The organism is Vibrio sp. 10N.261.51.A3 (assembly GCF_041471965.1).
GTDB classification, from domain to species: Bacteria; Pseudomonadota; Gammaproteobacteria; order Enterobacterales; family Vibrionaceae; genus Vibrio; species Vibrio crassostreae_C.
The window spans coordinates 54,532-71,454 of sequence record NZ_JBFRPK010000023.1 but is presented as its reverse complement, the minus strand read 5'-3'; the positions used below and the strand labels follow the sequence as shown (position 1 = coordinate 71,454).

The window sequence follows — 16,923 nt, the reverse complement described above, 5'->3', positions numbered from 1 at the left end:
AGCAAGAAACATGCCTATAAGTTCGGTTTTCACAATATAGAGAACAGCACTGACGTCATTCGTGGCTTAGGATCACATCTTCTTTCGGCTGTATAACAGAGTCGAAAATTCATCCATTTGCTTTTGTTCTCTTCGATCTTGCAGCTTTGCTTTCTCTTTCTGCTTTTTCTCCATCAACCACTCGTAGGATTTACGTTTTTTGCGTAACTCCATCCAGTAGCTTTGGCAGTTGTCGACTTGATTTTTAAAGTGGTGCTCGGCTTCTCTCTGTTTGGATAATGTTTCATCCAACTGAGTTAAGAAGCGGTTCAAGTGACCATATTGGCTCGCCGTTAAGCCTGCCTTGCCGCGGTCAACGAGCTGCTGACAGTAATCCAGTCGATACTTTTCAATCTGCGCAACCTGCTCATAGTAGCCTTGCAGCTCAGAGTTCGCTTTGTTGAGCGCAAGTACCGCTTGGTTCTCTTGATCTTTGGCTTGATCGAGCAAAAATTCTAATGCGTTATCCATGACTAACCTTATTCACCCGTTAGCCACCCAATACATGTTTCAACATGTTGACGCACATGTCGTATGGGACGGTCTCTTTCATCTTCTGCTGCAAGTACTCATCCAGTTTTGGTTTCAACGTGAAGGCACTATCGATTGCTGGATCCGTTCCTGGCTTGTAAGCACCAATTGACACCAAATCTTGGTTTTTACGGCAGATAGACAGCACTTGCCTTACCGCTTTCGACATCAAGACATGTTCTTCAGTGGTGATTTGCGGCATAACACGACTGACGGATTTCTCAACGTCAATCGCTGGGTAGTGACCGGCATCGGCCATCTCACGAGATAACACAACGTGACCATCGAGAATTGCTCGCGACGCATCCGCAATCGGATCTTGTAAGTCATCGCCTTCGGTTAACACGGTAAAGAAAGCCGTGATAGAACCTTGTTCATCATTGCCGTTACCTGCTCGTTCCACCAGCGCAGGAAGCTTAGCGAAGACTGATGGCGGATAGCCCTTGGTTGCTGGCGGCTCACCCACAGACAGAGCAATTTCACGCTGAGCTTGAGCAAAACGGGTCAATGAATCCATGAGTAGCAGAACATCTAAGCCTTGGTCGCGGAAGTACTCGGCGACAGCCAACGCGGTTTGACAGCCTTTTAAGCGCATCAATGGTGATGAGTCGGCAGGAGCGGCAACAACAACCGAACGCTTACGGCCATCTTCACCAAGAATCTCTTCAATAAATTCTTTAACTTCTCGTCCACGCTCACCGATTAGGCCTACGACCACTACTTGCGCAGTTGTGCCTCGAGTCATCATGCCCAGAGTTACGGATTTACCGACACCAGAGCCAGCAAACAGACCGATACGTTGCCCTTTACCCACGGTTAGCAAACCATTAATGGCTTTCAAGCCGACATCGAGTGGTTCAGAAATCGGTTTACGAGCTAACGGGTTGATTGGCTCCGCATTAAATGAAGCGCGTTGCTCTGTATAGATTGGACCTAAACCGTCGAGTGGATTACCTACGCCGTCGATCACTCGACCGAGCAGTTCCATTCCAACAGGGATACCACTTTCGGTAGTCATTGGCGTGACGCGAGCGCCAGGTAAGATCCCGGTGATTTGCTCACTCGGCATCAAAAATAGGTTATCGCCAGAGAAACCGACGACTTCGGCTTCCATCTGACCAGACATGGTTTCGACTAAACACAAACTTCCGATTGGCGCTTTACAGCCGGTCGCTTCAAGCGTTAAGCCAACAACGCGTACTAACTTACCTGAGGCAATCGGTCGTGATTTTAACCCTTCGACTTTGTACTGACTGAGACGGTTCGCTAACTCAAGCATTACTCATGACCCTGGTGACGGTTTGCACCGCAGAAGTTTTGAATGACGTTCTTTACGCGATCTTCCATACGGTAGTTAACGCTCGACTCACCTGCTTCGATTTGCACGTCACCACGGTTGAGTGCTGGCTCTGCTACCAGTGTCCAATTACGACAGTCCAATTCAGTTTCGCCATACGCAGAGCGAATGATCGCGACATCTTCTGGGTTAAGCTTCAATGTGATGGCATGACCAGAGATCGGCAACGACTCTACCGACTCTTTAACGGTATCTAATATGATTTGTGGATTGGTTTGTACTTCAACATGAACCACTTCTTTGACCATGGTAAGCACCATATCGACCAATTGCTTCTCCACCTGAGCGTTCATCAGCTCTAACGGTTGAGCAAACTGGTTTGCCAGCCCCATGAAGACGGCCACTTGTTGTTGAATGTATTCTTGACCCGCGGTTACGCCTTCAAGCTTGCCGGCTTCGTTGCCTTCTTCGTGACCTGCGGCAAAACCTTCTTCTTTACCTTTTTCATAACCTTGCTTAAAGCCCGCTTCTTGGCCTTGATGCAGCCCTTCCTGATAAGCGCCTTGTTTAATCAGCTCGATTTGCTCTTCAGTCAGAACCAGCTCTTCATCTTCAATGGCTTCTTCAACCGTTGGCATCCAACTAGGGTCGTAGTTAAAAGCGGTTTCTTTGGCTTGTTTGCTCACGTCAGAGGTGTAGTCAGGCAGCCCCCATTTCTGAGGTTGGGCAACCGTATTATCTTCTTCAGGGCGAAGGAAGCCGCGTTTTCTATCACCTGACATATCAGTACCTATCTATGAGTGGCTTAACTGTATTGTGAATTCAAGCAGTTAAACTGAGTTAATCTGTGGTTCGAGATTGGATAAAGAAAAGCCCCAACAGTGTGGGGCTTTTGAGATTTCTGTATTAAAGGAACTCGTCGGCGCCACCAGACAGCATAATTTCGCCACTGTCTGCCATCTTCCTCGCGATACCCAAAATCTCTTTCTGAGCCGCTTCAACATCAGAGACTTTGACTGGCGGCATCGCCTCAATATCGTCTCTCATCATATCGGCAGCACGTTTAGACATGTTCTTGAAGATCTTCTCACGTAGACCTTCATCTGCACCTTTAAGTGCTTTCTGTAGAATATCTTGTGGAACATCACGTAGTAGTCGTTGAACACCTTGGTCATCAACTTCAATAAGGTTTTCAAAGACAAACATCAGATCTTGAATCTGTGTTGCCATGTCTTCGTCTTGGTCACGGATTTGATCCATCAAGACGCCTTCCACGTTGTTATCCATGTAGTTCATGATCTCAGCCGCGGCTTTCAGGCCACCAATTTTGGCAGCTTGAGCACCCGCTTGACCCGCGAACTGTTTCTCCATGATTTCATTCAGTTCAGCAAGCGCCGAAGGTTGAACTTCTTCAAGGTTGGCAATACGCATCATCAGATCCAGACGAACTCGCTCTGGGAACTGAGACAGGATCTCAGCCGATTGATCGGCATCGAGGTACGACAACACAATAGTTTGAATTTGAGGGTGCTCGTTGATGATAATGCTCGCCACCTGACGAGGATCCATCCACTTAAGCGAATCCAAACCTTTCGAACCTGTGCCGAGAAGGATTTGGTCAACAAGGTTATTCGCCTTGTCTTCACCCAGAGCAGCAACTAACGCATTACGCATGAAGTCTTCGCTGCCCATACCAATGTTGGTGTACTTCTGAATATCATCTAAGAAAGCACGGTGCACAGCGCCTACTTTCTCTTGGGATAGGTCTGTAGCTCGCGCCATCGCACTACCCACACGCTGAACCTGCTTTGGCTCTAGGTGACGAATAATACCAGCAGCATCTTCTTCATTTAAACTGAGCAACAAGATCGCAGCGCGCTCATCGCCTGAGATAGAGCCGATATCCACGCTAGAGACATCAAGCACTTCACCGCCTTCAGTTTGTTGTGGAACTATTTCGTTAGCCATCTACCATCCAATTCTTAACTACTTGAGCTGCTAGCTCTGGTTCATTCGCTACAAGTGCACGTACTGCTTTCAGCACGTCCTCGTCTTTATGAAGGTTTGGTAAGTCGATACTTGAACCAAATTCAAACAGCTCACCACCTTCAATATCACCACCAATTAAGCTGGTTTCGCCGTCGGCACCAATTGGCATGCCATCAGGTCCGTACATCTGTTCATCGTTGTCTGCTGCTGGGTTAAGCAGTTTCTTCATTGCAGGGCGAACAAGTACCAACACCACCACAATGATAACCAAGGCACTTGCAAACCAACGAACCCAATCATTGAAGTTTGGATGCTCCCAGATTGGCACATCAGCAACAACATCTGTTACTTGAGGTGCAAACTGCATGCTTAATACGTTGAGCAAATCACCACGAGTTTCATCAAAGCCCACCGTACCAATCAGTACTTGGCGAATCGCATTGATTTCGCTCGCCGGGATTGGCGTATGAACCACTTCACCCGTATCTGGGTTCAAGGATTGGCGGTCTTTGATCGCAACAGAAACCGTCTGACGATTAACCGTGCCGCTCTGTTTACGTTCATGACTGATGGTGGTGTCTAGCTCAAAGTTTCGAGTCGCTTCTTTGTGAACAGAGCCTTGGCCTGTCATCGCGCCGTCTTTCATCTGAGCCACATCTTGTGGAATTGAGGCATCCGCTGGAGGCTGGTTACTCAACGCACCCGGAATACCCGCCACAGTATTGCCGTTGTTGTAATCTTCTAAGGTGTATTCACTTCGAGTCGCCGGTGTATTCGGATCAAAACGTTTTCTTGTTTGCTCCACAGCACTGAAATCAAGCTGAATATCAACCTGAGCAGTGTAGTTACCAAACCCAAGAATAGGAATCAGGATAGAGTCAATTTTTTCACGCAGCGCTTGCTCTTGATTACGCTCTAACTCGTGTTCTTTACGACGCGCCGCAGACATAGGGTCTTGAGAACCTGAGCTCAACAATCGACCATGCTGATCGGTCACCGTAATACGTGAGGTCTTCATTCCCGGAACAGCACTTGCCACCATATCCACAACAGAATCGACTTCTTGCTGCTTGAGGTTAGTACCGGTTTTCAGGGTTAGGAATACCGAGGCGGAAGCTTCTTGATTATGACGTACAAAAACACTCTGCTTCGGCAGGGCCAATAAAACCTGAGCTTTACGCACCTGTTTCATCTGCTCAATGGCTTTGGCAAGTTGTCTTTCACGGCTTAATTTAAGGCGTTCTTGTTCTAAACGTTGTGATACACCAAAACCCATGTCTTGCATGAGGATGTCATCACCCGCGTTTCGCTCTTGATTCAAACCCGCTCGTACCATATTAAGCTTTAATGAGTTGTACTCACTCGCCGGTACTGAGATGGTATTGCCTTCAAGCGTGTAATCGATCTTTTGCAGATCTAAGTAATCAAGAACGGGGATCAATTCTTCTGTTTCGTAAGCCCCTAATGGACGCATTTCTGGCTCTTTCACCCAGAAAAACAGCATCACAATCAGCGCTACACAGATAGAGATAGAAAGGACTAAGACGACCTGACGAAGTAAATCAAGATCACCGACAGCCATATCGAACTTCGATGAACTGCGTTCACCTAGATCGGGATTTTGCCCTTCTCCGTCTAGCTCAGAGCCTGCAATAAGTGCATGGTCGTTGCTATCGCTTACGGTTAAATCTGTTGTTTGACTATTATCTGCCACTATTTAACTACCCAACTTATACCGGCATATTCATCAGCTCTTTGTACGATTCGACCAATTTATTTCTAATTTGGATCGTCGCCTCAAAAGCCACACTAGATTTATTACGAGCAATCATCACGTCCGATAGGGATACGCTTTGGTCGCCACTATCAAAACGAGCTTGAAGATCACCTGAGGTCTTTTGTAATGAGTTCACATTATTGATGGCATTAGTCAGCATGTTGCCAAAATCTGCACCGACCGCTTGCCCCGTTGCTGCGGGACGCGCGCTGGCAGCTTCGACCATCATTGCCTGCATTTCGCCTTGTAAACCATCTATTCTCATCTACTACCTCAGGAGTCAAAATTATGACCATCTATTTAGCTATATTATTGACAGAGCAATTAGCGTGCCACACATTTAATTGACTAGATATCGTATTACACTAGTCAGAAAGCTGACACTACTAATCTATCCTCAGTTTGGGATATCTATTCCAGCATCGCGCATTTTAGCCAACTTGTAACGCAGTGTACGAGGGCTAATGCCCAGTTTTTCAGCCATATCTTTGCGTCGGCCATTACATGCAATCAGGGTTTCAAGAATGATCGCATACTCTTGATCTCTAAGCTCATTACCTAACCCTTCGCTGCTAGCCGCGATTTTATTGATTGGGTTTGCTTCGGCAATCGGCTTAATTTCTGGCGCAGCTACGTCACTGCCTTCGACGATTTGTTGTAGGCTGCTTGCGTCTTGCCAATCGACACCTTCAAGAAGGATATGCTCACCAGAGATGTTCTCTTGTTCGCTCAATATTAGCGCACGCTGTACCACATTGTCTAATTCGCGAACATTGCCCGGCCACGGATAATTGACGAGTTTGCTGATCGCTTGTGCTGACATAACGGGTACAGGCATACCAAGTTTGGTGCAGTGGCGCTCAACTAAGTGCTTGGCTAAAGGCTCAATATCGCCTTTACGCTCGCACAATGGAGGCCAAGAAATTGGGAATACATTCAGGCGGTAGTATAAATCCTCACGGAAATTCCCTTCAGAAACATACTGTTTAAGGTCTCGGTTACTGGTCGCTAATACACGAACATCCAATTTGATGCTCTTACGACTACCTAATCGCTCAACTTCGCGCTCTTGCAAAACACGCAGTAGTTTGGCTTGTAGGCTAAGATCCATTTCACTGATCTCATCCAACAGAATTGTACCGCCCTGCGCTTGCTCGAATTTCCCCGGGCAAGCTTGAATAGCGCCAGTAAATGCGCCTTTTTCATAACCAAACAGGGTCGCTTCTAACATGTTGTCTGGGATCGCCGCGCAGTTAATCGCGACAAACGGGCCATCTTTTCGGCTAGAAGCATTGTGAATGTAGCGAGACATCACCTCTTTACCAGAACCACTCGGGCCCAACACCATGACGTTGGCATCGGTTTTCGCAACTTTATCAGCCAGCATCATTAGCTTGATACTTTTTTCATCAGCAACGATAGCGTCGCCGTTGTCATCCGACTTTACAGGCGCATAACGGCTGACCATGTTGAGCAGCACTTCTGGCGCAAATGGCTTTGCCATATAGTCGATAGCGCCCTCTTTCATTGCAGCAACGGCATCTTCGATGTTGGCGTACGCTGTCATTAGCAATACCGGCAAATTTGGCCAATGCTGCTTAATGTTTCTCAATAGTGCCAAGCCACCCATGCCCGCCATCTGCACGTCAGATACGACAATATCAACGGAGTTCGATTTTAATTTGACCAGAGCATCTTCCGCACAATCCGCTTCCAGCCATTCATAGCCAGCAAGCGCGAGTGTGTCGACAAGGGCTTCGCGTAGACCTTCATCATCTTCGACGATTAACACTTTGCTTTGAGCCATAGGATTCTCCAGTGTAAATTCAGTTAAAACTTATTAGTCTTCAGAAGAAGCACTTCTTTCAAGCGGTAGACACATGGTAAAGCATGCGCCGTCGCCTTCTTCTGATATCAATTCCAGTCGGCCTTCATGTGCTCGACATACCATTTGTACAACCGCTAAGCCTAGACCTGTACCTTGTGAACGAGTGGTAAAGAAGGGTTCCATTATTTTACCTTGAAGCTCTTTCGGTACGCCGGGGCCACTGTCTTGCACTGATATCTTAAGCTCGCCATTTACGGGCCTAAAAAACACATCGATCTGCGATTCCTTACCCGCAATTTGAACCGCGTTCAACACTAGGTTGCTTAACGCTGAGGCGATAGCATTGGCGTTGCCGAACATTTGAGTCTGTTCGCCCTCAACTTCTTGGCAATAATCAATCTGGTTAGTTTTCAATGCCGCTTCCACCATAGGGTGAAATTCAGTGATCAATTCAGCCACAGTAAATGGCTTAACGACTTTGTTGTCACCACCTTTGGCAAACAACAGCATGTCGTTCACTTGCTTCTCTAAGTCATGCAATCTATCCATAAGCTTAGATTGAAAACGCGTTTTTGTTGCCGGCGGCAGATTTGGCGCGGCAAGGTTTGATGCATACAGCATCGCACTTGAAAGCGGCGTTCGCACTTGATGGGCAAGCGAGGCCACCATTCTACCTAATGAAGACAAACGCTGAAGATCACTCACGCGAGACTGCAATAGTCGGGTCTCGGTCAGATCGGTAATCAAAATCAGCTGACCCGTGGTAGAGGCTGAAATCGCCAAACGCACTTTTCGCCCGTTCTTCAATGAGATCTCATGACCGTCATCGTCTTTTGGGTCAAAGGCACTTTGAATCACTGAAAACCACTTCTCGCCAACCAACTCAACACCAAGAATACGATGCGCTTCAGGGTTCGCTTCTCTCACTTCGCCGTGTGTATCTAACAAGATAACCCCAGCTGGCATCACGTCGAGTACTTGCTTATAGCGCTCAACCTGCTGTTCAACAGAATCTAGGTGTGATTGATTTTCTGGTTCGTTAGATACGCGCATGTCAAAAATTTGCCTCAAATACTAAAACAGCCTGAGACGTACAACACGAGTCAGGCTATTTGCTATATTTATCACATAGTTAAGCAAGCAACAACTCGACTATGGTTTATCTGTTCACTTAGCTAGAGTTACCAAATAGCTAAAAAGTGTGTGCTAGTTTTTCGTTTTCATCGAAAATTGGACACTATCGCTGCAAGTTATATTTACGCATTTTTTCAACCAGAGTGGTTCTACGCATTCCAAGCATGTCAGCAGCACGAGCAACAATGCCGCCCTGCGCTTCCAACGCTTGATTGATCATATTCACTTCCATATCCGCGAGTAGCTCTTTCAAGTTAACCCCTTCTGGCGGTAACTCTTGAGGCGCATTAGCATTGTCGGCAATATCATCTTGCTGATCAAAACTGAAATCTTCTGAGAATAAGTCAGCAAGTGCATCACGCTCTTGCTCCTCTTCAGATCCAAAGCTATTAAACTCTGGCTGGAACTCAGGGATATCGCTGTATCGATATTTAGTTGGCAGGTGATTCACATCAACCAAGCTGTTTGGATACAAGATAACCATTCGTTCAACCAGGTTCGCTAGTTCACGAACGTTACCTGGCCAGTAATGCTCCATCAAAGAGTTGATAGCACGAGCCGTGAAACAGATAGGCATGCTGCCTTCCGCTTCCATTCGAGTCATCAGCTCTTGAAGCAACAGTGGAATATCTTCTTTACGGTCTTGAAGTGCAGGCATTTCAATCGGGAATACATTCAAGCGGTAGTAAAGATCTTCACGGAACGAATCATCGTCGATCATATCTTCAAGGTTGCGGTGGGTTGCCGCAATCACTCTAACATCAGCTTGTATGGTGCTATTGCCACCTACACGCTCAAAGCATCGCTCTTGCAGTACTCGTAGCAGTTTAACTTGCATCGCCATCGGCATATCGCCAATTTCATCAAGAAACAGTGTGCCACCTTCAGCCAATTCAAAACGGCCTTTACGTGCGGTAATCGCCCCAGTAAATGCGCCCTTCTCATGACCAAACAGTTCACTTTCAAGCAAATCAGGTGGAATCGCTCCACAGTTTACAGGAACAAAAGGCCCTGAACGACGTTTAGAGTGATAGTGAATGTTACGCGCTACGACTTCTTTGCCTGTACCAGATTCACCAAGAATCAGCACGTTCGCTTCCGTAGAAGAGACTTGTTCAATTAAGTGACGTACTTCTTGAATGCCAGCACTTTGTCCTACTAGGCTGCGAAACAGGGTGTTCTTGCGTGCCGAAGACACAACTTGAACACCTTTGCGGCCTAAGAAGTCTTTACAGTGTCTTAATGCATCACTTAATTGCGGGTAGTTAAGAGGAAGTTCAAGCTCACCAACATAGTTAGTCAACTCGTCAACCGGGTGATTGTTTTTGCCAATCACCAGTAAAGGGATGTGATTGGCGTGAACAAGCTTCTCATTCAGTAATGCGTTGAAGCCTTTACCTTTAATGGTACCAATAATGCAGCCGGCCCACTGTAGTGACCAGTCAACTTTACGTGCTTGTTCAGAGCTGATTACTTCGCAGCTCTCTCCTACAAACTCTAATATTGTGCTTAAATTGTGACGATCTTGAGCGTTATCGTCGACGACAAGCAGTTTTGCCAAACCTTGCATAAGTAGGAATTATTGCCTTTATTTTGGTGCGATGCGGAAAAACGGTGAGCAACGTAGTCTATAAACCAGTGAAAAGTATCAACGATTACGGTCTACGTGGACAAATTTAGGAAATCAGCAACGAAAAAAGCCATTAGGCTATCTAATGGCTTCTATTTTATTTGATAAAAAAAATAAGGCAACCAACCAATTAAGGGATATGAGATTGGTTAAAACTGCAATTTTTCTTTAAATTCCTACGTCAGCGGACGTCAAGTTGTGATATTCGTTCGGAATTTGGTCCCAAGCGCTCTTAATTTCGCGAATAATATCGATAACATCATCAATAGGCTGTGGGTCATTTTTGTGATTTGCCGCAGAAATTTGCGTGATCATGAACTCATAAAGTTGATCTAGGTTTTTCGCAATATCGCCACCATCGTCCATAGATAGGCAACTACGTAGGCTAATAATGATATCTAGAGCCTTACCAAGTCGCTCACCTTTCACAGGGATGTTGCCTGCTTGCATTGCCGCTTTGCCTTGAATCAAACGCTCGATAGCACCGGCCATTAGCATTTGTACAATCTTATGCGGTGAGGCAGCCGTTAGCTGACTATCCACTGATACCTTTTTATATGCCTGTAAAGAACCGCGCATAGTAAACCTCTTCTATAAAAACTTTTTGTATTGTTGAACTGATTTAGCACCGTGACGATATTTGTGTAGGGTCTTACCTACTCGACTCGTCTCAGACTGCATCAATTCGACTAATTTTCTGGTTCTGGTAATGGCTTCAAACCATTCAGAACTTTGCTTAACGTCGGGATGTGAGTCGATTATTTGAAGCACGTTTTGCAATAACTGTTCTCTGTTATCGACAAGCTGCGTTATTTCTTCAGCATTAATTTCACTAAATTCCAGTTTAGAGATAATTAGTTGATCGAGTTCACAAAGCTCTTGTAGCTGACTATTCATCTATTAGCCCAACGCATTCATCATACTGCCCAGCTGAGATTGCATCTTACTGGTCGCATCTTGCATGGCTGTGAACTTAGAGTGGGTACGGCTCTCTAGGCTGTCCATGCGGCGGTCGAGCGCGCTTTGGTCATCAACCAAGCGGTAGTTTTGCTCGACCAAGCTCTTTTCTCTAGTACGGATTGAACCCGTGATACCTGTGATACCTTGAATCGCATCTTCCACTTTTTTGGCGAAACCGTTGTTGCCACCAAAGAACTCACCCAACTTATCAAAGTTATTGTTGAGTTGACGGTCAAGCATATCGTAGTTGATTTCTAGCGAGCCTTGTCTTGTGGTGGTGATACCGAATTCAGTCAAAGACTTTAGATTGTCTGGCGCACCTTCGATACTTGATGAGAACACCCCTTTCAATCGGGAGTCGGCGTTACGCACTGTACTGTCACCAGAGAGCGGGCCTTTTTGACCAGTCGTTGGATCAACACCCGCGAGGTCTTTCGACACTTGATAGAACTGGTTATAAGAGCTCACAAAGGATTCGATATCTTGGCGAACACTGTTACGGTCGTACTCCACACCAATTTCTGCCGGCGGCTTATCTTTTGGCGTTTTTCCTTTCACCGTAATATCAATACCTTCAATGGCATCTTCAATCACATTGTTATTACTAGAGAGTTGAGCAACACCATCTAGGACAACCATAGAATCTTGGCCAGCCTGAACTTCAGTCATTCCACTATAGGTATCAAAAGATTGCTGTGCTTGTTCAAGGTCTGCTTGCGCTTTATCGACCTTCTCTAAGAGCTCGCGCTCTTCGGGTTCTAATTTGGCACGCTCAATTTTCTTGGCTTGCTCTGCGGTGAGTTCGCCTTTTTGAACTTTCTCAGCCAACTCCGCTTTTTCTTGTGAAATCTTCTCTTCGATACGAGCTTGTTCCGCCTCAAGCTTTTGCTGGGCTTCTTTTGGCGTCACGTAGGAATCCGTCAACGTACCTGAGGCAGCATTTGACCATCCCGGTACATCAGGTGCCTTCTCTATTGCTTTTTCATCAAGCTCAAGTTCTGGTGTATAGTAAGAGTCAAGAAGCGTACCAGAGGCAGTTTCCGTCCAACCTGGGATATTGTCTTCAGGCATGACAGATTTTGCCGCTTTAGCTGCATCAAGAGCTGCTTGGCCGTCGGCGGCGGCTTGTTCTCCGTAGCTAAGGCTTTGAGAGTCTTCGTCAGCAACGGAGGTAGAATCAGTTTGGGATGCAGGGATGACATTGCCATCTTTATCGAGTGTTTCATTCGCATTTGGGTCATCGCTAGCGATCACTTCATCGATGAGTTCAACGGCTTTTCCTGCAGGGGTTAGAGCTAGAATATCTTGAGCAGCAACGCGCGCTTTCTCTAGCGCTTTAACACGTTCTTCAAGCGTTTTGTATTCGAGTTTTTTTAAGGGATTGGCAGCATCTGACTCAACATTAATGTTGATCTGCTGATCTGAACCAGACTGGTTCGAGGCAATAATAAGTCTTGGACCTTCGACATCGTTGATAATAGATGCACGAACGCCTGGGTTGCTATCTGCACCGTTGATACCACGAACAACTTCGATAAGTCTCGATCTGTCGCCAACTTGCACGTCAAAGCTGTCATCACCAAGCGAAACCTGCAGCTTACCTGGGCCAAATTTCATGTCTTCTGACAGTACATCAGAAGCCACTTTATGGCTTTGGGCAAGCTGCAACACATCGATGGCATATTTGCCAGCGATCGCTTCGGTAGTCGCGGTTGCAGAGACAAGCGCTTCATCGGTACTTTCCACTGTTCGCACAGCAAAAGCTTTTTCCTGACGAAAGTTTGTCATCAGGTTTTTCATCGAATCAAGGGATTCTCTGAGTCTTCCATAGGCACTAATGCTGGTATCGATTCGCGTTCGTTCATTGTCGATTCGTTGCTGTTTAGGTACACGCTCCGAATCAACAATTTTGCTGACCATGGAATTGATATCCATGCCAGACGAAATCCCCATTGGGCCAAAACTCATTAAACCACCTCAATAATACGACTTAAACCTTCACCTCAAATATTCGACTATTCGAGTTTTGGGCTGCTAGGCGTCTTAGAATTTCAAGCATTTCTTCATCGGGTATTTGGCGAATAATATCGCCGGTTGTGGTCTCATAAATGGTCACCACATCCCTACCTGACTCTTCATCGACTTTAAAGGCAACACCCTTATTGAGAGAGGAGATAAACTCGTTTACCTTCTCCACCATTTTGACTCGCTCTTCATCATTTAACTCTTGTCTATGTTGAGCTAATTGAATCGCCGCTTCGGTAGCTTCCTCTTTCGATTTCTCTACCTTGTCATAAGATGTTGCTTCTTTTAGTCGCGAAAGACTCGACGCACTACTACCTTCATCGCTTGCAATTTTAATGCCATTAGGTGAGCCATAAGGCTGGATGTTCGATGCGTTAGATGATATTTCCATAACACTCTCCCTCCCTCCTTTATGAGCCAAACAGTAAAACTCTACCCAGAGTAGAGTTTACCGCTACTTACCGAGGTAAGTTTAGCCCAATAAGCTTAGAGCTGCTGATGGTGACTGTTTTGCTTGAGCTAGGATAGAAGTACTCGCCTGTTGTAGGATTTGAGACTTCGTCATAGCTGTTGTTTCTTTCGCGTAATCGGTATCTTTGATACGGCTCTTAGACGCATTAACGTTTTCGTTGATGTTGTCTAAGTTGCTGATTGCATGGTCAAAACGGTTTTGGAAAGCACCTAGAGAAGCACGTTGGCTATCAACAGATTTTAGAGCACCATCAATGATAGATACTGCTTCGTTTGCACCTGCAACAGAAGTTACGTCGATATCGTTAACGGTAACGTCTTTACCAGCACCGATACCTAGTTCGCCCGCAAGGCTGCCGCCAAACTCAACATCACCTTCAACTTTTTGGCTTGAAGCGAAAAGTTGCAGTTTACCGCCTTCACCCACAGACGCTTTAACGTCTTGGCTTTGACCGTTGATGTAAGTTGCTAGCTCTTCGATATCGTTGCCTTCTTTAGCAGAGATAGATAGCTCTTGCGCTTCACCAAACTTATCGTTGTATTTGATTGTTAAATCAGCACCCGCACCTACACGCCAAGAAGCATCTTTGCCTTCTGTAACGCCGTAGCTCTTACCACCCATGTCTTGAGTGTCAGTACGCATGTTGCTCATAGATAGCATTACTGCTTCACCTGAGTCAGCACCGATTTGGAAAGATTGGCTGCCGTAAGTACCGTTCAGAAGCTTGTTACCACCAAAAGAGGTCGTTTCAGCGATACGGTTAAGTTCTGTGTTTAGAGCAGAGACTTCTTCTTGGATCGCAACACGTTCAGATTTGCTGTTCGAACCGTTTGAAGATTGAAGAGAAAGGTCACGCATACGTTGTAGAATGTTGGTTGACTCATTCATTGCACCTTCAGCTGTCTGTGCAATAGAGATACCGTCATTCGCGTTTTTCACAGCCATATCTAGGCCACGGCTTTGCGACGTTAAGCGGTTAGAGATTTGTAGGCCTGCAGCATCATCTTTTGCGCTATTGATTTTATAGCCAGAAGACAAACGCTCCATTGATTTTTGAGTACCTTCAGCCGCGCTATTCAGGTAGCGCTGAGCCGTCATTGCAGACACATTAGTGTTTACATTAATCGCCATAGTTGATCTCCTTTAGGCATTTTTTAATGCACTTATGTGACTCTCACCTCACACAAATACATGTCAATTTGTTTATGCACCAGTGTCTCTCTCACCTTACATTGGTACATATCATTTCTCTCAATCCCTTTAACGGCCCCTTAATTAGAAGCTTTAATAAAAAATGCGATTTTTTTCGTATTCTTTTCAACAACAAAGGAAAGTGTGATCGGGCTTCAATTAATAGGGCGACATTCGCTAAAGTTGCCCCATTATTTAAGTTAATGAGCGTAGTGTTGAATATAAAGTCAGAAGAGATCCCTGATATCTCGTTCTACTCGATTCTGGGGTGACGAAAGACTGCTTCGATGTAGTAAGCGAGGAAACCATCATTTCCCAATTCCCGTCACTCCCTACAGTGAGGAGCGAGCGTGATAGGGAATCTCGCTTTCCAATCAACGACCAACACCAAAACTCCCCCTTCTCCAAATTGCAGGCAATAAAAAACCCAGCCGAAGCTGGGTCTGTTTAGCGCTCATCTCTCACCACGAGCTAATTTGTGGAAGCCTAACGTTGACGCTTATAGTCAACGTGGCTTTTTAATCGATTAACCTAGTAGGCTAAGTGCCGAGTTCGGTGCTTGCTTCGCTTGAGCAAGAATCGAGCTTGAAGCTTGAGAAAGGATCTGAGATTTAGTCATCTGAGTCGTTTCTTTCGCGAAGTCGGTATCTTTAATTCGGCTCTTAGATGCGTTAACGTTCTCGTTAATGTTGTCTAAGTTGCTGATAGCGTGGTCGAAACGGTTTTGGAAAGCACCTAGCTCAGCACGGTGGCTATCTACATACTTAAGTGCCGCATCGATAATAGCTACAGACTCTTGTGCGCCGCCAACTGATGTTACGTCGATAGTATCAACCGTTACGTCTTTGCCAGGTTGTATGCCTAGTTCGCCAGCCAGGCTGCCAGAGAATGCCACTTCGCCTTCAACCTTGTTGTTACCAGTAAACATTTGTAGCTTACCGTCTTCAGTTACAGACGCTTTAACAGAGTCTTGTTGACCGTTGATGTACGTTGCTAGCTCTTCGATGTCGTCACCCGCTTTTGCGCTGATGTCGATTTCTTGTGCTTGACCGAAGTTATCAGTGAACGACATTTTTAGGTCGTTAGAGCCTGCTTGAACGTTCCAATCTTTATCTTTCGCGTTCTCAGTTTGGTAGCTCTTACCACCCATCTGAGCGTTATCAGAGCGCATGTCTTTCAGTTGAAGCATTACCGCTTCACCGTTGTCTGCACCGATTTGGAATGATTTAGTACCGTGAGTACCGTTAAGCAACTTGTTGCCACCAAAAGACGTCGTTTCCGCGATACGGTTCAGTTCGTCGTTCAGCGCTGTTACTTCTTCTTGAATCGCTACACGCTCAGATTTTGAGTTTGAGCCGTTTGAAGATTGTAGAGACAAATCACGCATACGTTGCAGGATGTTAGTCGTCTCATTCATTGCACCTTCAGCTGTTTGTGCAATTGAGATACCGTCGTTCGCGTTACGTACAGCAACATCAAGACCACGACTTTGAACGTTCAAACGGTTCGAGATTTGTAGACCCGCAGCGTCATCTTTTGCGCTGTTGATTTTTGAGCCAGAAGCTAGACGCTCCATTGATGTTTGTTGTGCGCTGTTTGCGTTGTTTAGGTAACGTTGCGCTGTCATCGCTGAAACGTTTGTATTTACATTCACTGCCATGGTGATTTCTCCAATTGATTTTCCGGTATAGCGGTTTCCGACGTCTCGGAAAACCAAGTAGTTCTCTCAAAGTTACTTTTAATAACGGCGCGAAAATCAGAAGCTTTAGAAAAACTTTCAAAAAACCACAAAAAAAATATTAATCTAATATTTATCAACAACTTAATTTTCATCATTTTCTAATACAGCGATAGATTTCAATTGGAAAAAGATCTTAATCTGTTCAGAAAGCGTACGAACCGCCGTCTAAATGGCTCAAGGTGGAGAAATGATCAATCGCCAAAGATCTCCGAGTTAGGCAGATCTTGTGTAATAGATGAGATTATTTATCGTGAAGAAGAACAGTCAAATAGAGATTTGAAAAAGGTAGAGCGAGAAAATTCGCAGGAA

15 protein-coding genes are annotated in these 16,923 nt (G+C 45.6%); all 15 read right to left on the bottom strand.

Annotated elements, in window-relative coordinates; translation table 11 throughout:
* Positions 1-72: 72 nt before the first annotated feature.
* Entirely contained in the window at positions 73-510 is a 438-nt protein-coding gene (gene fliJ, locus AB4371_RS06515; RefSeq protein WP_017060679.1) for a flagellar export protein FliJ, read from the bottom strand.
* A 19-nt stretch (positions 511-529) separates the two neighbouring features.
* A complete protein-coding gene (fliI, locus tag AB4371_RS06510; protein ID WP_017060680.1) occupies positions 530-1,849 on the bottom strand; it encodes a flagellar protein export ATPase FliI in 1,320 nt (439 codons plus the stop codon).
* The gene (gene fliH, locus AB4371_RS06505) at positions 1,849-2,649 is read right to left on the bottom strand and encodes a flagellar assembly protein FliH (RefSeq protein ID WP_017060681.1); all 801 of its coding nucleotides are present in this window, start codon (positions 2,647-2,649) and stop codon (positions 1,849-1,851) included. The genes fliI and fliH overlap by 1 nt, the downstream gene beginning before the upstream one ends.
* A gap of 124 nt (positions 2,650-2,773) precedes the next feature.
* Entirely contained in the window at positions 2,774-3,835 is a 1,062-nt protein-coding gene (fliG, locus tag AB4371_RS06500) for a flagellar motor switch protein FliG (protein WP_017060682.1), read from the bottom strand.
* Complete coding sequence (fliF, locus tag AB4371_RS06495) at positions 3,828-5,570, bottom strand: flagellar basal-body MS-ring/collar protein FliF (RefSeq protein ID WP_017060683.1); 1,743 nt, start codon at positions 5,568-5,570, stop codon at positions 3,828-3,830. The genes fliG and fliF overlap by 8 nt, the downstream gene beginning before the upstream one ends.
* Before the next feature lie 16 nt (positions 5,571-5,586).
* Entirely contained in the window at positions 5,587-5,898 is a 312-nt protein-coding gene (fliE, locus tag AB4371_RS06490; RefSeq protein WP_017060684.1) for a flagellar hook-basal body complex protein FliE, read from the bottom strand.
* A 132-nt stretch (positions 5,899-6,030) separates the two neighbouring features.
* On the bottom strand, positions 6,031-7,440 hold the full coding sequence (locus AB4371_RS06485) for a sigma-54 dependent transcriptional regulator (RefSeq protein ID WP_017060685.1): 1,410 nt from the start codon (positions 7,438-7,440) through the stop codon (positions 6,031-6,033).
* Positions 7,441-7,473: 33 nt separating this feature from the next.
* Positions 7,474-8,514, bottom strand: coding sequence for a PAS domain-containing sensor histidine kinase (locus AB4371_RS06480; RefSeq protein ID WP_017060686.1), 1,041 nt, complete (start codon positions 8,512-8,514; stop codon positions 7,474-7,476).
* Between the two features lie 184 nt (positions 8,515-8,698).
* Positions 8,699-10,165 (bottom strand): sigma-54 dependent transcriptional regulator, encoded by a 1,467-nt coding sequence (locus AB4371_RS06475; RefSeq protein ID WP_017064122.1) that lies wholly within the window; start codon positions 10,163-10,165, stop codon positions 8,699-8,701.
* Positions 10,166-10,393: 228 nt separating this feature from the next.
* Positions 10,394-10,804, bottom strand: a complete 411-nt coding sequence (gene fliS / locus AB4371_RS06470) for a flagellar export chaperone FliS (RefSeq protein ID WP_004736194.1) — start codon at positions 10,802-10,804, stop codon at positions 10,394-10,396.
* A 12-nt stretch (positions 10,805-10,816) separates the two neighbouring features.
* Positions 10,817-11,122: a flagellar protein FliT gene (locus AB4371_RS06465; protein ID WP_017060688.1), complete on the bottom strand. Its 306-nt coding sequence runs from the start codon at positions 11,120-11,122 to the stop codon at positions 10,817-10,819.
* A 3-nt stretch (positions 11,123-11,125) separates the two neighbouring features.
* A complete protein-coding gene (gene fliD, locus AB4371_RS06460; RefSeq protein WP_372128194.1) occupies positions 11,126-13,153 on the bottom strand; it encodes a flagellar filament capping protein FliD in 2,028 nt (675 codons plus the stop codon).
* A 22-nt stretch (positions 13,154-13,175) separates the two neighbouring features.
* Positions 13,176-13,601 (bottom strand): flagellar protein FlaG, encoded by a 426-nt coding sequence (gene flaG, locus AB4371_RS06455; RefSeq protein ID WP_017066380.1) that lies wholly within the window; start codon positions 13,599-13,601, stop codon positions 13,176-13,178.
* Between the two features lie 81 nt (positions 13,602-13,682).
* Entirely contained in the window at positions 13,683-14,813 is a 1,131-nt protein-coding gene (locus tag AB4371_RS06450; protein WP_102332840.1) for a flagellin, read from the bottom strand.
* 586 nt (positions 14,814-15,399) lie between these two features.
* A complete protein-coding gene (locus tag AB4371_RS06445; protein WP_372135264.1) occupies positions 15,400-16,533 on the bottom strand; it encodes a flagellin in 1,134 nt (377 codons plus the stop codon).
* Positions 16,534-16,923: the final 390 nt, after the last annotated feature.